We start from the raw sequence: 21,210 nt of genomic DNA, 5'->3' as shown, positions 1-21,210 counted from the left end.
AACGACGCGCCCCGTGCGTACGTTCCACTCTCCACCGAATGATCACCATGACGTTATCGAAGAGTGACACATCGTCGCAGCTCAGGGCCCGGGCTTCACGGAGGGTTCCGGCCACCGGCACGCACACCTCAGGCCGCCGGCCGCGCGGTCGGCAGCGCCGCCGCCCCGTCCTTGGTCACGCGTGTGGCACCGAAGTAGTCGGGCGAGTCGATCTTGTCGAACCGGATGACCGCACCAGTGTACGGAGCGTTGATCATGTACCCGCCCCCGACGTACAGGCCGACGTGATGAATGGCACGGGAATTGGTCAGATCGTCGGAGAAGAACACCAGATCACCGGGGAGCAGTTCATCCCGGGACGGGTGCGGCCCGGCGTTGTACTGATCGTTCGCGACGCGGGGCAGCTCGATGTCGACGGTCCGGTACGCGGCCTGGGTCAGCCCGGAACAGTCGAACCGCCCACCCTGCTCCGGCGTACCGTTGCCGCCCCACAGGTACTTCGTGCCGAGCTTCTTCTGCGCGAAGTAGATCGCCCCGGCCGCCTGCTGGGACGGCTGCACACGGCCCACGGGCCGGGCAAAGCTCTTCTCCAGTGAGCGGATGATCTTGACGTAGTTCCTGGTCTCGGAGATGTCGGGCACGCCGCCCGACTTGATCACGCGGTACGCCCCCGCGTTGTAGGCCGCGAGCATGTTGTCGGTGGGGTCACCGGGGACCTTCTTCACGTACCCGGCGAGCTCGCAGTCGTACGAAGCGGCGGACGGGATCGCGTCGGCCGGGTCCCACACGTCCCGGTCCCCGTCCCCGTCCCCGTCGATCCCGTGCCCCGCCCAGGTCCCGGGGATGAACTGCGCGATGCCCTGCGCGGCGGCGGAGCTCTCGGCGCGGGGGTTCCACCCGCTCTCCTGGTAGAGCTGCGCGGCGAGCAGGGCCGGGTTGATCGCGGAGCACAGGTTCCCCCACTTCTGCACCAGCCCCTGATACTTCGCCGGCACAGCCCCCTTGGCCAACGCGACGGCCCCCCCACCGGCGCCCCCGACGAGCCCGGCAGCGGCGGAGTAGGTCCCCACAACGAGCAGCGCCACAAAACACAGGGCCCCCCCGACCCCGACCCCCATGGCCACCCAGAATCTACGCACCCGTCAACCATCCCCCATCGGGGCACGGTTCGGGAGCGTTTTCGACGGTGTGTACGAGTCACACGGGGGCGCTCAGGGAGCGCCGCCCGACCAGAAGCCGTCGCGGACGTTGGGAGCGGGTACCGGTTCGCCCACATGCTCGTCGCTGCCTGCACGCGGAGTGGGCTTAGAAACCGAGGACCGGTCCACGCACGGCGTAGCGACCTCAAAGAACGCCTGCCCACGCCCCCCAATGAGTAGCCTCACTCGGAATCGGTCCGGCGTCTCAAAGTATGTTGCCGGGCTCTGCGCACTGGCGTTTACGCCGACCTGGCGGTACCCAGCCTTCTGCCACTGCCGTTCAACAACTCCCAGGAAGCTTCCCCGTCGCTCCTCGGAGATCACCGTGGTCACCGCCCTTCTACGTGAAACATCACAGCTTCCTTCAGTCGACTCTCCATGAACCCACTCCACCGGAGGTTTGATCGCGGAAAATGTCTCGTCAAGGATCCCGTCAGCTCGATCAGCAGCCTCCTGCATGTTCAATCCACTGCTCCTCTCACCATCCTGCGAAACGCTAGATTCATCCGCCAACGCGCAGCTTGACACCAGCAACAGGGCAGCTACTGCGGCAACCATTCGAGCCTTCACCTTGGACGCTCCCGCTCGATTTCATCCGACTTTCCGGCAACAATTCTCGCGATGTTGTCTGCAGACACTTGATCCTTCGCCGGGTCGAAATAGTTGGAGTGCGCTTCCCCGGGCCTGTGCCCCCACTCCAGGGGGCGAGGTCCTTCACTTACGGCAAACCGGGTTGCCCCGAATTCCCGATGCGCGGGATCGGTACCGAACCAAACGTCACTTTCGTCGCTCTGGGCGTCTTGCGCCGCATACCCCATAGCGCCGCCAGCCACACCACCTGCCACACCACCGACTGCTGCCCCAACGGGCCCTCCACTCAGCCCGAGCGAGAATCCGGCCGAAGCGCCCCCAACGATCCCTGCACCCAAGCCACTAGCTTCCCGATCATTGGGCAACTTCGTGACGGGGTCGTTCTCAGCAGCGCCGACGAAGACGTGCTCCCTCCCCACCCCAAGTTCATCTGCGGACCGTGCACCTGTTCCCGGGCTTCCGAGCAAGACAACGTCGTCGGCCCCCGGGATTCCGCCCCTCTCCTGAGCAGCGAGGCCCACTGTCAGCGAACCGTACGAGTGCCCGATCGCAGTGACATGAGGGTCTGAATTTTCATTCGTTGCCGAAATGCCCTCCATGAACTGATTGTAGGCAGCCGCACCGGTCTCCGCGTTCGACTTACCCATCACACCCAGAGGGTCATCCAACGACGCCTGCGGCGCGTCATACCCAAGCCACACAATTGATGCCACCGAAGCATCGGGGTCCATCTCTTTCGCGCCGATGGCGGTATCACGAGCCCGTTTGAGGTCCCCCCTAGCAAAATCCTCATCCAACGAAGTGTTCAACCCCGGCACATACGCCGCCACATTCCGCGCCGTATCCGGATTCCCGTACGACACAATCGCGCGTCCGTTCCCCTCGTCCCCGATGCCGAGGAGGTACATCGGCGGCTGGCCGCCCGCGGCCAGCTGGCGGTCGATCTCCCGCAACCCCGCCAACCGCACCCGAGACACCTCGTCATCCCGCCCCTCCAGCTTGCCGATCAGGAGCTGGAGGTTGTCGCGGTTCGCCGTGTCGCGGATCAGGGACGGGATGCCGTCCAGGTTGCCGATCTGGTCCGGGTACACCGCGAGGTACTCCTCGCGCTGTTCGTCCGTCAGGTGCGCCCACCACTCCCGCACCGCCGCAGGCGCCGCGTCACGCGGGATGCGGGACTTGAGGTACCCACGCGCCGCCTCCCGGACCGCCGCCGCGTCACCCGCCGCGTCGGTCCACGTACGGTCCGGGACCTTCAGCCCCTCCTCAGCCCGCAACCGCCGCAGGATCCGGGTGAAGCGCCAGTCGATCCTGGCGGCCGCACGCACCGCCCCCGTGACCCGGTCCGAGATGTCCCGCGCCCTCGCGGCATGGGTGTCGGGGGCGCCCAGCCCCGAGGGAGGCAGCAGCCCGGGCATACCGGTCACCCGAGCCGTGCCACCGGGCAGCGGATCACCGTCGAACAGCCCCCCGGGCCCGGACGGGTACGACACCGACCCATCCGCGTGCACGGTGAACCTCAGCGACTCCGCCTCCTCCAACGCCCGCCGCAACACCCCCTGCTGCACCCGCATCTCGTGCGCGAGGCTGTTCAACGCGGTCCGGATCAACCCGCACTCGGTGTACACGTACTGCAGGTTCCGGCTCATCCGACGCAGCCGCCCGACCGCCGCATCGGCCGCCGCGCCCCGCTGGGACTCGCGCAGACCGACGAGGAGCTGCTTCTCGATCCGGTCCCGCCCCGCATCCGCACGGTTGCTCGCCTTGCCCCAGCCATCCGCCGCGCTCTCCAGCTCGGCGCACTTGAGGTCGCGTAACTGAGCCCACGTCAACGTGGAGGACAGCGCGGTCACCGCTCGACCCCGTGGGTCAGCCGAGCGACGGGCGAGAAGGACGACCGCACGGACTCATTCGTCTCCCCCTGCGCCCGCGCGACAGCGCGCAGGCTGCCCGCGAGCGCCCCGCACTCATGGCGGGCGGACTCGACACGGCGCACCCAGGACTCCCGCACCGCACCCAGCTCGGCCAGCGAGTTCAGACCGGCGGTCCCCGCGATCAGCCCCTCGTGCGCCGTCGTCAGTTCCCCGCGTACGGGACCGAGATGGGCCCCCATTCCCTCCGCACCCCCGGCGGCCCGCAGCCACGCACCACCGCTGTGCCGCAGCTCATCCCCGGCAGCAGGGCCACCGCCGGCGGCGGAGCCGCCCCCGCCGCCACCCGCGAGATCGACCAGCCTCAACCGCGCACCACTCATCGTCCACCCCGTTCTTGATCACGAAGATCGTGGAGCGGCACTGTGCCAAACGCGGCAACCGCGACACGCCGGACACACAGCGGCCGGGGAGCGGGCACACCCCCGCTCCCCGGCCCTGCCAACGCCTCGCCCCCGCCCGGGGATCACCCGATCGATGGACCGGTGCTAACTCCCGTACGCCCTCGGATCCTCCTCGCCGAGCCGCCGCAACGCGGCCGCCGCACGGTCCTCCGGCGGGGTGCCGTCCTCGGGGATGCGCCAGCGGATCTGCCGTACGTAGCCGTCCTCGCCGTCGTAGAAGAGGCTGATCAGGGTGTCGTCGGGGTTACTGGAGGCCGTTCCGGCCCAGTCGAGCCGGACGTTCCAGCGCGCGAGGAGGTCCGGCCGGCCGCGCAGCCCGTCGGCGATCAGCCGGGCGGTCCGGCGGGCGGGCCACATCCAGCTCTCGTCGTCCGACGCCCGGGCGATCTCGCCGTCGTACGCGGCGGCGTCGAAGCGGAGCTCGGGCAGTTCCCGTTTGCCGCCCGGCGGAACGGGGCATCGCCAGCCGGACCAGACGACCTGATCCCCGTCGCGCCGGACGGTGACATACAGCGCACCGCAACAGCCCTCCGTGCAGTACGCCTCGGCAAGTTGCACCTCGCGTGGTTCGTCCGTGGCCCGCAGGGTGCCGGGGAACAGCAACTCCTCGGGGGAGTGCGCGGGTCCGTGACCGAAGTAGTCCGGGACCAGCGGCCGCCCGTCGACAAGGACGCGCGCCTCGACGGCGCCCGAATCGCCGGGGTCACGCTCGTGCACGGCGATACGCAACCGCGCACCCGTCTCCTGCGGCGCCCCCAGCACCTGCGCCCGCGTACGCCGCACCCACGCGACCCGCCACCGCACACCGGGCTCGTCGCCCTGCTCGTCCGGCACCACACACCACTCCGGCCGCCTCAGGACGGCCGTCAGCTCCGACAGTGCCGCCTCACGCCGCCCGGGCCCCCAGTCGTGCAGCACGGCGGGCCCCGTGCTCAGCTCCTGAACGGCGGACAGGAGAAGCGCATGGTGGTCGAGCGTGGGGGGAAGGAGCCCGGCGCCCCGCGCGAACGCTTCGTACGCGCGAGGGGCGTCCAGGTAGGAAAGGATCGCGGGCCGATAGTCGCGGAGGCTGGTCATGAGGAACAGCAGCCGCCCAGTCCGGGCGACCAACGCGGCGCCCTCGGAAGCCGGAAGCGCTGGCACCTCGGCCAGCAGATCCACCAACCCGGACGCCTCCGCCACCCTCCGCGCCACCTCGGGTCCCACACCCCCCGGAAGCGCAACCAGCCGTTCCCGTACGGCGGTATGGTCACCGGCGTCGAGGGCGGCGAGCAGCGGCCCGAAGGTCACGGGCTCACCTTGGTTGCGGAGTTCAAGCAGCGCTCCGGCCGACCGGTCCAGGGCGTCGAGTGCGTGGACGACGGGGTCCACGAGGGTGCGCAGCCGGCCGAGGGTCCGGAGATACGGCACATCCTGCGACTCACCCAGCCCGGTGAGCAGGGCGAGCCCGACGCAGACGGCCCGGTAACCGGTCCCCGTACGCACGAGCACTCGCGCCAGCGCCCGCGCCCGTTCCTCGTTCTCCACCGGCATCCCGGCGACGAGCAGACGCAGCGTGCGGTGCCTGACAGGCGGGTCCAGGGCATCAAGACGCCGATGCACCTCTTCAGCCGCCTCGACGGGGTCGGGCGCGGCCAGCAACGGACGAAGAAGACGGTTCAGTTCGTCCTTGGTTCGAGTGAAGTCGCGGCTGACCCGGTTGGACGGGCCACGGCGGGGTACGGGCGGCGCCGCGTCCGCCAGGCACCAAGGCCCCTCGGGCTCGGCGTGTTCGACACGCAGCGCGCACGCGTACAGGGAGGAGGGCCGGGGAGTGAGCGCTCCGCGCTCTTCCGGGGCGCTCAACGGGCGGGGTGGTTCTCGATTCCATAGGTCATGGCGCGGAGTGTGGCAGAGCCCCGCATCACCACGCCAGCACTTTTCCCCCGGGCGCGGTTCACGCGTGCTTTCCCCGCCCAGCCGGAAGAATGCGCCCCCATGAGCTCATCGTCCCCCTCCCCCAGCTTCTGGCACCGCCCCATGGTGGCGCGCAGCGCCGACGAGCAGCACCGCGCCTCGACGATGCTGGAACTCTTCTTCGACCTCTGCTTCGTCGCCGCCGTCGCCCAGGCCGCGTCCGCCTTCGAGCACGAACTCGCGGCAGGCCGCATCGGCCACGCCGTCCTCGGCTACGCGATGGTGTTCTTCGCGATCTGGTGGGCGTGGATGAACTTCACCTGGTTCGCCTCCGCGTACGACACCGACGACGTCCCGTACCGGCTGCTGACGCTCGTACAGATCACCGGCGCGCTCGTCCTCGCGGCGGGCGCGCCCGAGGCGCTGGAGCACGAGGACTTCACCGTCATCACCTGGGGCTACGTGATCATGCGGCTCGCCATGGTCACGCAGTGGCTGCGCGCCGCCCGCTCGGACCCGGAGCGCCGCCGCACCTGCCTGGGGTACGCCGCCGGGATCTTCCTGGTGCAGATCGGCTGGGTCGTACGACTGGCCCTGCCCGAGGACACCGGTCTGGTGACGTTCGCGGTCCTCGTCGTCGCGGAAATCGCCGTTCCCGCACTGGCGGAGCGTAAAACCACCACCACCTGGCACCCGCACCACATCGCCGAACGGTACGGGCTGTTCACGCTGATCGTGCTCGGCGAGTCCATCACCGCCGCCACCGGTGCCGTACGCGCCGCGCTGGACACGCACGCGGCGCTCGGCGACCTCGCCGCACTGGTCGCGGGCGGACTCCTGACGGTGTTCGCCCTGTGGTGGCTGTACTTCGCGCAGAGCGCACCCCGGCTGCTGACCAGCCTGCGTACGGCGCTGCTGTGGGGGTACGGGCACTACCTCGTCTTCGCGTCGGCCGCCGCGGTCGGCGCCGGGCTCGCCCTCAACGTCGCGCACACCGCGGGTCACGGCCACATCTCCGACCGCACGGCGGCGGCCGTCTACACCGTCCCGGTCGCCGTGTTCATCACCCTCGTCTGGCTGCTGCACCACCGCACCGCGGGACTTCGCCGCGCGGCCGACGTGCTCCACCCGGTGGCGGTCCTCGCGGTCCTGGCGGCCACCTGGGCCCCGTCCCCCATCCTGACCACGGGCATCGTCACCGCACTGCTCATCGCGGCGACCCTGCTCCTGGCCGCCCGGGACGCCGGCAGCGGCGCCGGGCGAACCGCGGCGCACTGACCTCAGCGGCCGGCAGGCACCGCCTGTCCGGGCAGGGCGATCCCCTGCGCCTGGGCGGTCCTCCCCGGCCGCAGCGTCCACGGCACCGGAGGCGTGGACGTCAGCCAGCCCTCCTCGATGAGGGTGTGCACGATGACCCCGCGCAGCTCCCGCCCGAGCTTCTTCCACCGCAGGCCCTTGCACAGCTGGCCGTGCGACGGCCCGTGGCCGTGCTCGGCCCGGAACTCGACGGTGTACAGGGCCGCCTCGCGCCCGCAGTCCGGATGGGCGGCCCTCCACGACTCGTACGCGTCGAGAGCCGCCCGGGGCGCCGGCAGCGGGGACGGCCCGCACATGAACGCCGGAGCGAGCCGCACGAAGGGGAGGTGGCAGAGCGCGCACGCCTCGACCGCCTCCGCGTGCCGCCGTAGTGCGGGGCTGACGCCGGACTTCCAGGCCGCCCAGCTCTCCGGATGGGGCTCGGCGGCCGCGGCCGCCGCCCGGGCCGCCCGACGTTCCTCCTCCGCCCGCGCGATCGCGGCAATCTCCTCCGGGGTACGGAACCGGCCCGCGAGGTGCCTCACCGACTCACCGAGCCGGTAGGTCTGCCCGGACACCTCCGCGAGGAACCCCTTCTCCAGGAGCACGGGCACCGCCCCGTAACAGGCGGCGGGCAGCTCGGCCGGTGCCTGGCCGACCAGCTCGTCGGAGCAGTGGGCCGCCAGGAACAGCGCGGCCAGCCGGACCCCCGACGCCCCCTTCCGTACCGGCTTGGCCAGCCTCGTACGCATGGACCAGCCCGATACCCGCGACCGCGCGTCCTTGCCGAGGCTCAGTGCGCGGTCGGGCCCCGGGGCCAGTTCCGGCACCACGATGGCGTACGGCACGTCCGGTTCCCCGCCGATGAGCTGCCCGGGCACCTCCCACCCCGCCGCGGCCAGCTCGGCGAGGGCACCCTCCGGGTCCTCCAGCCGCAACGACCGCAGATCGGTCCCGGTGAGGTTGCCCGCCCCCGTCCGCGCGGCCCGGATCCCCACGACGACAGCCAGGAGCCGCGCGTCGACGGAGTCCAGCGGCAGGCCGGCCACGTACGAGAGGAGCGCACGGGCGCCCTCCCCCTGGCGCGGTGTGAGCAGGAAGGGAGGCGGCGAGGCGGCGACACCGTCTCCGGCGGAAGCGGTCGTCACGGGCGGCACGGCGGACACGACAGGCTTGGGCACATCACATCTAACGGTGATCGGACCGCCGAAGTCACGCGCGGACCCGGTCTTCCCGCACGGCCACCTGGCCATGCACCGGCCGAAGCCCCCGTTCGAGGGACGTCACGAGGGACGTCAGCCGGACGTCAGGCAGGCGTTAGCAGAACATGAGCGGCGCGCGGGAGGCTTCCCCTGTCAGACGGTCCGGAGGGGGAGCGGTTCGCCGCAGATCCCGGCCCTGTCTGCACCGACCGACCCACCGACCGCCACACACTTCGGGGAATCCCATGCGTACGTTCCGCAACCGCACCGCCGTCCTCGGCGCCGCCGCCACCGCCGTGCTCGCCCTCGCCCTCACCGCCTGCGGCGGGGACGGCGGCGGGACGAAGGCGGCAGGCCCGGCCGACGACTCCGCCTCGGCCAAGGCCACCGTGGCCGCGAAGGACACCTCCAAGGACACCGCCGACGCCGCCCAGGACCAGGGCAGCACCGCGGGCGACGGAGCGAAGACGGGCGGCGGCTCCACGGACGCGGTCACCTCCAGCACCGGCAAGTCCAACGGGGGCGCCGCGAAGACGGGCGGGTCCGCCGCCGGCGACACCAGCGACTCCTACGCGTACAAGCACCCCTGCAAGAGCGGCGACCTGTCGGTGCGCGTGTACGCCCGCGAGGGTTCGGCCACCCAGCACGTGATCGAGGTCAACAACACCGGCAAGAACTCCTGCGGCCTGAGCTACTTCCCGCGCGTCAGCCTGGGCGCGGCGAAGGCCACGGACCACAGCGGCGACATCATCCCGCTGGTCCCGGGCGGCCTCGGCGGCGCACCGGCGTACCCGGTGAAGCCGAAGACCGCCGCGATCGCGGTGATCGACCTCAACCCGGGCGGCGGGAACGGCGTGACCTGGGTGGACGAGCTGAACGTACTCGCCGACGGCGACCACATGGCCAACGCCGAGCAGCTCAACTTCCCGCTCGGCCCCGACGTGAAGGTCGGCACCCCGAAGCTGGGCCTGTACGAGCGCACGGTCGCCGACGCGGTGGCCTCCATGAAGCAGGCGAACACGAAGCCCTGATCCCCCGGGCCACGACGGTGCCCTCGGACGGACCACGACGGTCTGTCCGAGGGCACCGCTACGATCCGGGCATGCCTGCCTTCCGCGACTTCAACTTCAAGCTGATCGTCATCGACAAGCTCATGTACGACGACGAGACGCTCACCCCGGCCTTCCGCATAGCCGACTGCCTGAAGGCGAAGGGCATCGACGACCCGCAGACCTACGCCTACGACAACGACCTCGCGTTCACCGTCCTGGACGAGGCCCGCGCCTACTTCGAGGCGCTGGAGATCAGCCCGGAGCTCCTGGCGACCGTCGAGACGCTGGACGTCGACGGCGGCCTTCAGGTCTACCAGGAGTGCGCCCCGGTATGGGACGGAGAGGACGACCTCTTCGACGTGGGCTCGCTGGACGACCTGGACCTGCTGCCGAACCTGCGGCTGATCGAGGGCGTGGACAACTGCGGAATCGGCATGTCGTTCGACACCGACGTCCTCGCGAGCCGCGGCATCGCCACCGACTGACGGACGACGCCCCGTCAGGGACGCTTCCTGAGCTGCCTGTACGTGTCCGGCCGCACGTGTCCGGCGCCCGCGCGGCGGGAATGATCAATCGCATGAAAGAGGACAACAGAGACACCGCAAGCAGCACACCCGGCCAGATCCTGCACTGGAACCTGTTCATAGGCGGCCACCTCAGCGCCTCCGTCCCCGTGCGCCTGGTCGAACGAACGGACACCGGGCAACTGGTGTGGATGAAATCGGGCACCCCGATGTGGCGCACCGCCCTCCCGCGCGGCGTGACCCACCTGCGCGACATCGCCCCGCACGAGCGCCCGGCCGAGGGCTTCCCCGTCGTCGCCGGCCGCTGGCCGATGGGCGACGCCCTCTTCTACCAGCCAACAGGGGCGGCCCACGCAGTGCTGTGGCTCTTCGGCCGCAGACACAAGTTCCGCGGCTGGTACGTCAACCTCGAACGGCGCGTGCATCACGGCGCGGACATCGACATCGCCGACCACGAGCTGGACATCAACGTCGCCCCGGACCGGACGTGGAGCTGGAAGGACGAGCAGTCCTTCGCCGAGAAGACCGGCCACCCCGCGTACTGGACGGCCGAGGAAGCGCTGGCGATCCGGTCCGAAGGAGCGACCGTCGCACAGCTCGCCGAGGCCGGAACCTTTCCCTTCGACGGCTCATGGTGCGATTTCCGGCCACCGTCGTACTGGAAGACCCCGTCGCGCCCACCGGTTCCGCGTCACCCGCTGCTGCGCCCGATGGGCGCTCCGGCCTCGCCCCCGCCGCCCTGAAGTGGGCGATTCGGCCACCGCGGCACATCTCGGCCGGTCTGGCGCGATGACGATCATTGCCCGGCGTCACTCTCCGTGATACACAGAGTAACCATACGCATTTCGCCCACACACCGATTCGATCCGCAGGTCAGGGCGGTCAGACCGGTCAAATGTGCGAGATCCGGGTAAAGAGAGCCGTGAAGCCGTCGTACGAATCCAGTTTCATCAGCGAAGATAGAGAGTGACCCGTGCCATGCGGTACGGGCGGTGAACTACCCAACTGGGGCGGTGACTTACATGATCCTGGCAGCTGAAAAGGGCGACATCACCACCATCATCGGCGGAATCGCCCCGAACTGGGGGCCGTTCGGCACCCTGGGCAACGAGGCCCGCGTGATGATCGAGGTGGTGATGGCGATCGCCATCCTGCTGTGCCTCGGCATCGCGGTCTGGGGGGCGGCCAAGCAACGGATCGGCGCGACGGCTCTGCGCGACACCTTCAGCGCGGAACAGGGCAAGGGGCTGATCGTGGCCGGTCTGACCGGTGTGTTCATCATCGGATCGCTCGGCACCCTGTTCACCATTGTGTACGGGATGGCCGTCTGACCTGGCGTCACCCCTGAGCCCGGGGCTCGTCCGCCCCACCCCTCCCATCCGTCCGTCGTGCCCACCGGCAGAGGTTGCGTACCCCTGATGTCGAGTCACCACACCGCGTCCGCGCGGAGAGCAGCACGGCTACCGTCGTACTACGACGTGGTTCAAGCAACGGTTGAGGGGGCGTACGCGGCATGAGTCTCGGCGACGAGGACGGCTACGGCAACGACGCGGGACGCACGAGCGACGCCTACAGCACGATCGGCGGCACCCGCCAGACCCGCACCCGCCTGCCCGACGGCCCCACCGGCGACCCCTACGGCCCCCGCCGCCCGGCCCGCAACTCCCGCTCCCTCATCACCTTCGCCGGCGTGGTGATCCTCCTGCTGGGCGCCATCGCCTTCGCCAACATGGGCGGCGACAAGGCCGACTCGAACGGCAAGTCCGACACCACCTCCGGCAACAAGGCGGACGCCGCCCCGACAGCCCCCACCGGCACAAAGCCGGTAACAGGCAAGAACGGCACCATCCCCTCAGGCTTCGCCCACAACCAACAGGGCGCGGAGAGCGCGGCGGCGAACTACGCTGCAGTACTCGGTTCTGACGGCATGTTCAATGAAGACCGCCGTCACGAAATCGTCCAGGCTCTCGCCGCCTCGGACACCAAGGAAAGCCTCCAGGCAGGCTTCGACGCCGACTATTCGCAGGACTTCCTGGCGCAGATCGGACTCAACTCCGACGGCAGCGCGCCCACCGGATCCACATTCGTCAACCGGACCATGCCAACGGGCACGAAGGCCAAGACGTACAACGCCGAGACGGCGGAGGTTGCGGTCTGGTGCAACGGTCTGTTCGGTCTGACCGGCGAAAAGTCCACCAAGCCGGTGACCAGCGGCTGGTTCACCGTGACCATGAAGCTCACGTGGAACGGCTCGGACTGGAAGATCATCGAGACTGGGCAAAAGCAGGGACCCACCCCTGTGACCGGTGACAACCCGGTGTCAGGGTCCGATGAGATCGCAGACGCCGTGAACGGCTTCGGAGGCTTTACATATGCGCGCTAGCCTCCGCCTTCGCGCGGGTTCCGTTACAGCCGCGGCAGCAACGCTTCAGGCCGTCGTAGTGGTCTTCGCTGCACGAGCTGCGGCAGCACCGTCTCCGAGCCCCGCACCCAGCAAGGGCAACGACGCATGTGAGCTCATCGCAGGTCCTGCACGCCAGTACTGCCAGGGCGGAAGCGCCAGCTCCCCCAAATCCACCCCACCCTCCAGCACCGACCCCGCCCTGGACCCCCTCACCTCGCTCGGCCGCGGCTGCGCCGACGCCGCCGCGTGGATCGTGGGCAAGCTCAGCGACGCCGTCAAGGACACCGCCAACGTCGACTTCACGAACACCCGCTTCCTCCAGCAGTACGCCATCGTCTTCGCCGCCTCCACCGTCCTCACGCTCGTCCTCTGGCTCCTCGCCGTAGCCAAACGAGCCATCCGCGGCGTCCCCCTCACCACCGCCATCTCCGAGGCCATCGGCTTCCTCTGGCTCACCGTCCTCGCCTCCGCCTTCACCCCCCTCATCCTCTACACCATCGTCTCCGCCACCGACGGCGTCACCGAAGTCATCGCCTCCTCCTCCGGCGGCCAGACCGACGTCTTCTTCGGCTCCTTCGCCCAAGCCCTCAAGAAGGACTCCGACATCGGCGGCGGACCGATCATGCTGATCGTCGTCTCCCTCGTCTCCATCCTCGCCGCCGGCATCCTCTGGCTCGAACTCGTCATCCGCGCCGCCCTGCTCTACGTCGGCGCCCTCCTGGGAACCGCCGTCTACGCCGGACTCGTGGACAAGAACATGTGGGGACACGTACGCCGCTGGGCGGGCATCATGATCGCGGTGATCATGGTCAAACCCGTCATCGTCGTCGTCCTCGGCCTCGCCGGCGCCCTCTCCTCCGACGACGGCCCCGACGCCTTCTCCGCCGTCGTCTCCGGCCTCGCCATCATCCTGCTGGCCATCTTCGCCTCCGCCATGATCTACCGCTTCGTCCCCGGCTTCGGCGACGAGATCCAAGGCGCCCGCACCAACCGCAAGCAGGCCACCGACGGCTCCCAGGCCGCCGCCATGATCAGCTCCCCCGCCGCCCTCGTCTCCCAGGGCATCAAGACCCACAGCAGCCGCGGCGGCCAGAACAGCGGCGACACCAGCAGCGGCGGCGGCCGCCCCGCCAACCCCGTCAGCGGCGGAGTCGCCGCCCACAGCTCCCGTAACCCCGGCGGCGGATCCACCCCCTCCGCCGCACCCCCGCCCCGCAGCGGCTCCCCGACCGCCGGCACCCCCCACAGCAGCCGCGGCACCCGCGGCGGACCAGGCAGCACAGGTAACAACCGCACAGGAGGTGGCGGGCGTTGAGCACACAGTCCCATCCGATCGCGCCCCGCCGTACGTATCTCATCGGCCGCGCCCGGCCGAACGCGATCGTCGGCAAGAACCGCGAGACGGGCGAAATCGCCCTGATCATCGCCGGCGCGTTCCTCGGCATGATGAGCGGCCTGCTCGTCCCCGTCCTCTCCCTGCGCATCGTGCTGCTCACCGGCTTCCCGCTGCTCGCCATCGCCATGGTCTACGTCCCGTACCGGCACCGGACCTTCTACAAGTGGTTCGAGATCAACCGCAGCTACAAGCGCTCGCTCCGCCGCGGCACCACCTACCGCTCCGCCGCCATCGAAGCCGGCACCCGCGCCGACGGCCGCGAGGTCGAGATCGGCCCGCCCCCCGGCATCGGCCGCATCAACTGGCTCTCCGCCCCCTTCGGCCCCGACGAGATCGCCGTCCTCCTCCACGCCGACCGGCGCACCGTCACCGCCGCCATCGAGATCGAGGGCCCGGGCGTCGGCCTGCGCGACAGCGAGGACCAGGAAGCCCTCGTCGACCGCTTCGGCACCCTCCTCAAGCACGTCGCCAACGGAGACGGCTTCGTCACCCGCCTCCAGATGCTCGCCCGCACCCTCCCCGCCGACCCCGACGCCCACGCCAAGGACGTCGCCCAGCGCGGCGCCCAGGCATCCCCCCGCTGGCTCCAGGACTCCTACGACCAGCTCCAGTCCATGGTCTCCACCTCCAGCGAGCAGCACCGCGCCTACCTCGTCGCCTGCATGCACTTCAACCGCGAGCTCGCCGCCGAGGCCCACGCCATGGCCCGCGCCGCCCGCCCCCACTCCGGCCGCAAGCTGGACCGCGACGCCGGCCTCGCCGTCGTCATGGCCCGCGAGCTCACCGACATCTGCGCCCGCCTCGCCGAAGCCGACATCCGGGTCCGCCAGCCCCTCGGCCAGAGCCGGCTGGCCTCCCTCGTCCACTCCATGTACGACCCCGACCACCCCATCGACCACATCCAGGCCATGACGAAGCGCAACGCCTGGCCCGCCGAGCTCGACGCCGTCGAGCCGACCTACCTCCAGGCCAAGACCCGCGAATCGTCCACCCGCGCCCCCTGGTGCCACTCCACCGCCTGGGTGAAGGAGTGGCCGATGACCCCCGTCGGCGTCAACTTCCTGGCCCCCCTCCTCGTCCACACCCCCGACGTCATCCGCACCGTCGCCGTCTGCATGGACCTGGAACCCACCGAGATCGCCATCGAGCGCATGCTCACCGAGAAGACCAACGACGACGCCGAGGCCAGCCGCCAGGCCAAGATGAACCGCACCGTCGACCCCCGCGACATCGCCGCCCACGGCCGCCTCGACCAACGGGGTGAAGACCTCGCCAGCGGCGCCGCCGGCGTCAACCTCGTGGGGTACATCACCGTGTCGTCCCGCTCCCCCGAAGCCCTCGCCCGCGACAAGCGGACCATCCGCGCCTCGGCCGGAAAGTCGTACCTGAAGCTCGAATGGTGCGACCGCGAGCACCACCGCGCCTTCGTCAACACCCTGCCGTTCGCCACCGGCATCCGCCGCTAACCGCCAGTCCGCGACACCGAGAGGGAGGTCAGTCACGCCATGCGAGATCCGCTGTCCGCGTTGTCGGACGCCTTTACCGCCTTCCTCTTCGGGAAGGTGGAGACCACCCGGCTGCCCGTCCGCACCTCGACCGGCCAGGCCCAGGCCGTCTACCTGCCCACCGCCGCCCCCGGCCTCGGCGACTCCGGTGTGATCATCGGCCGCGAGGTGTACTCCGGCAAGGGCTACATCTACGACCCCTTCCAGCTCTACGGACAGCAGCTCCCCGCCCCCCACTGGCTGGTCCTCGGCGAGTCCGGGAACGGCAAGTCCGCGCTGGAGAAGACGTACGTGCTCCGCCAGCTCCGCTTCCGCGACCGCCAGGTCGTCGTCCTCGACGCCCAGGGCGAGGACGGCGTCGGCGAGTGGAACCTCATCGCGCAGGAGCTCGGCCTCACCCCCATCCGCCTCGACCCCACCTCCGCGCTCAACGGCGGCATCCGGCTCAACCCGCTCGACCCGGCCATCACCACCACCGGCCAGCTCGCCCTGCTCCGCACCATCATCGAAGTCGCCATGGGTCACGGCCTGGACGAACGCTCCGGCTTCGCCCTCAAGGTCGCCCACGCCTACGTCAACGCCACGACGACCGACCGCCAGCCCGTCCTCACCGACATCGTCGAGCAGCTGCGCCACCCCGAACCGGAATCCGCCCAGGCGATGAACGTCGACATAGACGACGTCCGCGCCTGGGGCCTGGACGTCGCCCTCGTCCTCGACCGGCTGGTCGACGGCGACCTGCGCGGCATGTTCGACGGCCCGACGTCCTTCGGCATCGACCTGGACGCCCCCCTGATCGTCTTCGACCTCTCGCACATCGACCGCAACTCCATCGCCATGCCCATCCTGATGGCGATCGTCGGCGTCTGGCTCGAACACACCTGGATCAGGCCCGACCGCAAGAAGCGCATCTTCCTGGTCGAAGAGGCCTGGCACATCATCAACTCGCCCTTCGTCGCCCAGCTCTTCCAGCGCCTGCTGAAGTTCGGCCGCCGCCTCGGCCTCTCCTTCGTCGCCGTCGTCCACCACCTCAGCGACGTGGTCGACGGCGCCGCCGCGCGCGAAGCCGCCGCCATCCTCAAGATGGCCTCCACCCGCACGATCTACGCCCAGAAGGCCGACGAGGCGAGAGCCACCGGCCGGGTCCTCGGCCTGCCCCGCTGGGCCGTCGAAATCATCCCCACCCTCACCCCGGGAATCGCGGTCTGGGACGTGAACGGCAACGTACAGGTCGTCAAACACCTGATCAGCGAAGCCGAACGCCCCCTCGTCTTCACCGACCGCGCCATGACCGAGTCGTCCGTGAGCGACCTGCTCCCGGACGACGTAAGAGCCGCCGACCTCGAAGCGGAGGAACGCGCGGCCAGGATCGAGAACCAGCAGCGACTGAACGAGTCGTCCGAGTCAACGGTGGCATGACATGGCAGGGAGCGACGGGGGACGGTCCGGCGACGGCAAGGGGGCCGGCATCCCCGACGGCCTGCTCGTCGGACTGCTGGCCTTCCTTCTCGGACTGACGCTGATGGCCTGGGCGGCCACCGGGTTCGCCGGCCTCCTCGCCCACGGCGCCTGGCCCGACGGCGTCACACCGACCGAGACACCCCTGGCCCTCCGCCGCCTGCTGGAGGCCCCGCACGACCTGCCCGCCGCCTGGCCCAGCACCCCACCCGGCCAGCTCTCCGGGTACGGCCTGTTCTGGGGCCTGCTCATCGGCGAACTGATGGTGCTCGTGGTGCTGACGATCTTCGTCATGGGCGTCATCACCCGCTGGCGCGCCGGACTGGCCCGCCGCCGCGCGGAACGCGACGAACGGCTGGCCCTCCTCGAACAGGCCCACCGCGAGGAGCGCGCACGGCGCAAGCTGGCACAGGGCAAGGGCCGGAAGACCGGCCGGCGCAACAAGCAGCAGGGCTACGCGTACGAGTCGGCGCTCCCCGAGCCGGAACCGGCCCCCGAGCCCACCCCCGACGCCCTCCGCAAGACGGCACCCGTCCCCGCGCCGGCCACCCCGGTTCCCGCCGAACACCTCACCGAAACCGCACCGCAGGCGACGGCCCTTCCCACCGAAGCCGCCCCCCAAGCACGCACCACGCGAAATACACGGCCCGCACCGACGGCCACGACCCACACGGCCCTCGCGGAGACGGCACCCACCGTCCCCTCCCCGCGCACCCCTCTCGTCCTCTACGGCCCCGCCGCCACCCGCCGGGCCACCGCCGTCCAGGCCATCCGCGAAGCCGACGGCCCCGTGCTCGTCGTGACCTCCGACCCCACCCTCTGGGCCGAGACCAAGGACGCCCGCGCCAAACTCGGCCCCGTCCTCGTCTACGACCCCGGCCACCTCTGCGACACCCCGGCCCGGCTGCACTGGGCGCCCACCACCGGCTGCGAGCAGGCCGACCGGGCCGCGGCCCGCGCAGGCGCGCTGCTCGCCCCCGTCCGCCCCCAGGCCCGCGTCGACTCGGCGACGGCCGACCTCGCCGAAACCCTCCTGCGCTGCTGGCTGCACGCCGCCGCCATCGACGGACGCCCCTTCCGCCAGGTCCACCGCTGGGCCATCGGCGGCAACGCCCACGAACCGGTCCGCCTGCTGCGCACCCACCCCAAGGCGGCCCCCGGACTCGCCGGACTCCTGGAGTCCGCGCTCACCGGCCATCCCGAACGCCGCGAGATGGCACAGGAACTGACGGTGCGGGCGTTCGGCGCCCTCTCCTCCGTACACGTCCGCGACGCCTGCACACCAAATCGAGCAGATGCGCTCGCACTGGATTCCTTTGCGGATGAAGGGGGCAGCATCTATGTGGTGGGTGAAGCCATCGAGACCCCGCGATCCGGTCCAGGGACGATGCCCCTGCTCACCGCGTTCGCCGCAGACGTGGTCGAGCACGGCCGCCGCATGGCCGCACGGTCATCCGACGGCCGGCTCGACCCACCAATGACGCTCGTCCTCGACGACATCGCGGCCGTCGCCCCCCTGCCCCGCCTGCCCGAGCTGCTGAGATCCGGCCAGACCCAGGGGCTGTCCACCATCGCCCTGCTCCGTTCCCCGGAACAGGCCCGCTCACACTGGACGCAACAGCTCCGGACACCCAGCAGCCTCTGAGGAGCGGGCACGGCCTCAGGGCCGCGCCACCGCGTACTCCAGCTCACGCGCGTCCGGGTCCCCGGGCATCGGCACCGACTCCCCGGTCGGCACAAAGCCGAACCGCCGGTAGAACGCCTCGGCGCGCGGATTGTTCTCGTGCACATACAGCCGTACGCGCTCCAGCCGCGGCGCCTCCAGCGACCACGCCCAGTCCACAGCAGCCCGGAACAGCGCATCCGCCACCCCCGCGCCCCGCGCCTCCGGCCGTACGAACACGCCGACCAGGTGCCCCTGGTTCACCGACGCCGCCTCACCGAACCGCGCCTCGACGTCCGGGCCCTCCACGAGCACCGTCACCGAGCCCGCCCAGGCACCGTCCGGGCCCTCCGCGACGAACTGCCGTACCTCGCCCCCACCGTCCTCGGAGGCGTCCACCGTCCGCTCCCGCCACGCCTCGTCGGAGCGCTTCAGTCCCTGCTCGTACGTCTCCAGGAACGCCACCGGGGCAGCCGGGTCCTGCAAGGCGGCCAGCCGGAGCTCCTTCACCGACCGCCACTCGTCGGCGCGCACCGGCCGTATCACGTAGTCCATGCCCCGATCCTGACCCGCGCTCCCGAGACCACGCAAACGGATTGGCCCCGCCTGCCACGCGTCGTCCCCTGGTACTACACGCCCCCGCACCTCCCGCCCCCGGTCCGATGACCAGATCGCACCCGCACCGTAGCTTCGACCGCATGATCAGGGCGCACACACTCACCAAACGCTACGGGGACCGATGGAGATCGCCGTCGGCCGCCACCCCGCTCACCGGACACATACAGCGTCTGTCCCAACGCATCCGCACCTTCGATCAACGCCGGCCGTCGGTCTGGAACGGCATCCTCACCACGTGCTGGGTGCTGTTCGCCGTCCTCGACGTCTCGTCGGGCGGGTGGCGCACGGTCGCGGCGGACCCGCACGTCCTGGCGCCGCTGGTGTTCACCATGAGCGCGGCCTTCTCCGTTCCGCTGCTGTGGCGCCGTACCCACCCGCTGGCCGTGCTCGCCTTCATGGCGCCGTTCTCGCTGGCCAACGTGTGGACGGGTGCGCTGATCCAGGCGTCGCTGCTCCAGGAGATCGTGGTCTTCAACATCGCGGTACGCCTCCCGATGCGCACGCTCGCCTGGTCGGGCGCCCTGGTCGCGGCACCGCTGGTGATCGCCTCGGGTCGGTTCCCGGAGGTCTGGGGCCGCCTCCTGCTCCCGCACGTCTGGATGTTCGCCATCGCCGCCCTGGCGGGAATCCTGGTGCGTACGCGCAAGGAGTACACCGAGGCCCTTCTCGACCGGGCCGACCGCCTGGAACGCGAACGCGACCAGCAGGCCCGTCTGGCCGCCGCCGCAGAACGGACCCGGATCGCCCGGGAGATGCACGACATCATCGGCCACAACCTCTCCGTCATCACGAGCCTGGCCGACGGCGGCTCGTACGCGGCGGCCCGCAGCCCGGAGCGCGCGGCCCAGGCGCTGGAAGCCATCGGCACCACCAGCCGCCAGGCCCTAGCCGAACTCCGCCGCCTGCTCGGTGTGCTGCGCGACCAACCGGAGGACGCGGACCGCACCCCGCAGCCCACCCTGGACGACATCGACGCGCTCCTGGCAGGCGTACGCCGGGCAGGTCTGCCGGTACGTCTCGATGTACGGGGTACACCACCGGCCCAACCGCCCGCACCAGGACGTCAGCTGACGGCCTACCGGGTAGTGCAGGAGTCCCTGACGAACACGCTGAAACACGCGGGCACTTCACCGTCACTCGCGGCCGACGTCACCCTGACGTACCGGCCCGGCGCACTGGAAGCCCTCGTCACGGACAATGGCAACCCGCCCCGGAACGAGCGGAACTCCGCAGGCACCGGGCAGGGCATCACCGGGATGCGCGCACGCGCTTCCCTGTACGACGGCACACTCGACGCCGGACCGTCCGCCGAAGGCGGCTGGCGGGTACGGCTCCGGCTCCCCCTGGAGGACTCCCCCTCGTGACGACCGTGCTCATCGCGGACGACCAGCCGATGCAACGCTTCGGCTTCCGCATGCTGCTGGAGAGCCAGGACGACATGACGGTCGTCGGCGAGGCCGCCAACGGCCACGAAGCGCTTCAGCTCGTCGCCCGGCACCAGCCGGACGTGGCCCTGATGGACATCCGCATGCCGCTCCTGGACGGCATAGAGGCGACCCGCCGGATCATCGGGGCGGGTTCCCGCACCCGCGTCCTGATCGTCACGACCTTCGACCTGGACCGGTACGCGTACGACGGCCTCCGTGCCGGCGCCAGCGGCTTCCTGATCAAGGACGCGTTGCCGGAGGAGATGCTGTCCGGCATCAGAGCCGTGGCCCTCGGCGACGCGGTGGTCGCCCCGAGCCTCACCCGGCGGCTCCTGGACGCGTACGTACAGCACTTGCCGGCCGACCCGGGCGAACCGGCCGTCCAGGATCCGCGTATCGCCGGCCTCACCGACCGGGAACGGGAAATCCTGACGGTGATCGGCCAGGGCTGGACCAACTCCGAAATCTCCGAGCGCCTCCACCTCGCGGAATCAACGGTGAAGACACACGTCTCCCGCATTCTCGCTAAGACAGGGGCCAGGGACCGCGTCCAGGCGGTGATCCTGGCGTACGACACCCGCCTCGTCACCCCGGCCTGAAACGCAGAAAAGCCCCGTGCCAGTTGGCACGGGGCTTTCCCACAA

Annotated in this window: 18 protein-coding genes; 12 read left to right on the top strand and 6 right to left on the bottom strand. The window is 70.3% G+C overall.

What is annotated here, in order from left to right; all coding sequences use genetic code 11:
* Positions 1–128: 128 nt before the first annotated feature.
* The 4 genes from AMK18_RS08295 to AMK18_RS08275 form a co-directional block, all read right to left on the bottom strand.
* Positions 129–1,139: a C40 family peptidase gene (locus AMK18_RS08295; protein ID WP_026171332.1), complete on the bottom strand. Its 1,011-nt coding sequence runs from the start codon at positions 1,137–1,139 to the stop codon at positions 129–131.
* 626 nt (positions 1,140–1,765) lie between these two features.
* Entirely contained in the window at positions 1,766–3,643 is a 1,878-nt protein-coding gene (locus AMK18_RS08285; protein ID WP_073862339.1) for an alpha/beta hydrolase, read from the bottom strand.
* Positions 3,640–3,903, bottom strand: coding sequence for a hypothetical protein (locus AMK18_RS08280; protein ID WP_018101688.1), 264 nt, complete (start codon positions 3,901–3,903; stop codon positions 3,640–3,642). The genes AMK18_RS08285 and AMK18_RS08280 overlap by 4 nt, the downstream gene beginning before the upstream one ends.
* 306 nt (positions 3,904–4,209) lie before the next feature.
* A complete protein-coding gene (locus AMK18_RS08275) occupies positions 4,210–5,970 on the bottom strand; it encodes a hypothetical protein (protein ID WP_241836510.1) in 1,761 nt (586 codons plus the stop codon).
* A gap of 132 nt (positions 5,971–6,102) precedes the next feature.
* Between AMK18_RS08275 and AMK18_RS08270 the strand changes: the two genes are divergently transcribed.
* Positions 6,103–7,299 carry a low temperature requirement protein A gene (locus tag AMK18_RS08270; protein ID WP_018101690.1) on the top strand — a complete coding sequence of 399 codons (1,197 nt, stop codon included), beginning with the start codon at positions 6,103–6,105 and terminating at the stop codon, positions 7,297–7,299.
* 2 nt (positions 7,300–7,301) lie between these two features.
* Here AMK18_RS08270 and AMK18_RS08265 read toward each other — a convergent pair whose 3' ends face one another.
* Positions 7,302–8,465 (bottom strand): hypothetical protein, encoded by a 1,164-nt coding sequence (locus AMK18_RS08265; RefSeq protein WP_241836509.1) that lies wholly within the window; start codon positions 8,463–8,465, stop codon positions 7,302–7,304.
* A gap of 299 nt (positions 8,466–8,764) precedes the next feature.
* Here AMK18_RS08265 and AMK18_RS08260 point away from each other — a divergent pair, with 299 nt between their 5' ends.
* The 9 genes from AMK18_RS08260 (at position 8,765) to AMK18_RS08220 (ending at position 18,503) form a co-directional block, all read left to right on the top strand.
* Positions 8,765–9,550: a DUF4232 domain-containing protein gene (locus tag AMK18_RS08260; protein WP_073862336.1), complete on the top strand. Its 786-nt coding sequence runs from the start codon at positions 8,765–8,767 to the stop codon at positions 9,548–9,550.
* A 71-nt stretch (positions 9,551–9,621) separates the two neighbouring features.
* Positions 9,622–10,056 (top strand): DUF6892 domain-containing protein, encoded by a 435-nt coding sequence (locus AMK18_RS08255; RefSeq protein ID WP_018101693.1) that lies wholly within the window; start codon positions 9,622–9,624, stop codon positions 10,054–10,056.
* A gap of 92 nt (positions 10,057–10,148) precedes the next feature.
* A complete protein-coding gene (locus AMK18_RS08250; protein ID WP_073862335.1) occupies positions 10,149–10,838 on the top strand; it encodes a DUF402 domain-containing protein in 690 nt (229 codons plus the stop codon).
* 279 nt (positions 10,839–11,117) lie between these two features.
* Complete coding sequence (locus tag AMK18_RS08245; protein WP_018101695.1) at positions 11,118–11,426, top strand: hypothetical protein; 309 nt, start codon at positions 11,118–11,120, stop codon at positions 11,424–11,426.
* A gap of 182 nt (positions 11,427–11,608) precedes the next feature.
* Positions 11,609–12,478, top strand: a complete 870-nt coding sequence (locus AMK18_RS08240) for a hypothetical protein (RefSeq protein ID WP_073862334.1) — start codon at positions 11,609–11,611, stop codon at positions 12,476–12,478.
* On the top strand, positions 12,468–13,814 hold the full coding sequence (locus tag AMK18_RS08235) for a hypothetical protein (protein ID WP_073862333.1): 1,347 nt from the start codon (positions 12,468–12,470) through the stop codon (positions 13,812–13,814). Before AMK18_RS08240 ends, AMK18_RS08235 begins: the two co-directional genes overlap by 11 nt.
* Positions 13,811–15,361, top strand: coding sequence for an SCO6880 family protein (locus AMK18_RS08230; RefSeq protein WP_073862332.1), 1,551 nt, complete (start codon positions 13,811–13,813; stop codon positions 15,359–15,361). The genes AMK18_RS08235 and AMK18_RS08230 overlap by 4 nt, the downstream gene beginning before the upstream one ends.
* 39 nt (positions 15,362–15,400) lie before the next feature.
* Entirely contained in the window at positions 15,401–16,819 is a 1,419-nt protein-coding gene (locus tag AMK18_RS08225; protein WP_073862331.1) for an ATP-binding protein, read from the top strand.
* A 1-nt stretch (position 16,820) separates the two neighbouring features.
* Complete coding sequence (locus AMK18_RS08220; RefSeq protein ID WP_073862330.1) at positions 16,821–18,503, top strand: type VI secretion protein; 1,683 nt, start codon at positions 16,821–16,823, stop codon at positions 18,501–18,503.
* Positions 18,504–18,518: 15 nt separating this feature from the next.
* Here AMK18_RS08220 and AMK18_RS08215 read toward each other — a convergent pair whose 3' ends face one another.
* Positions 18,519–19,076: a GNAT family N-acetyltransferase gene (locus AMK18_RS08215; protein ID WP_073862329.1), complete on the bottom strand. Its 558-nt coding sequence runs from the start codon at positions 19,074–19,076 to the stop codon at positions 18,519–18,521.
* 143 nt (positions 19,077–19,219) lie between these two features.
* On the opposite strand from AMK18_RS08215, the gene AMK18_RS08210 reads away from it, so the two are divergent.
* Positions 19,220–20,503, top strand: coding sequence for a sensor histidine kinase (locus tag AMK18_RS08210; protein ID WP_241836508.1), 1,284 nt, complete (start codon positions 19,220–19,222; stop codon positions 20,501–20,503).
* Positions 20,500–21,165, top strand: a complete 666-nt coding sequence (locus AMK18_RS08205) for a response regulator (protein WP_018101703.1) — start codon at positions 20,500–20,502, stop codon at positions 21,163–21,165. Before AMK18_RS08210 ends, AMK18_RS08205 begins: the two co-directional genes overlap by 4 nt.
* Positions 21,166–21,210: the final 45 nt, after the last annotated feature.

It is taken from the genome of Streptomyces sp. CB01249 (assembly GCF_001905735.1).
Lineage (GTDB): Bacteria > Actinomycetota > Actinomycetes > Streptomycetales > Streptomycetaceae > Streptomyces.
This window is presented reverse-complemented; position numbering and strand designations above follow the sequence as displayed.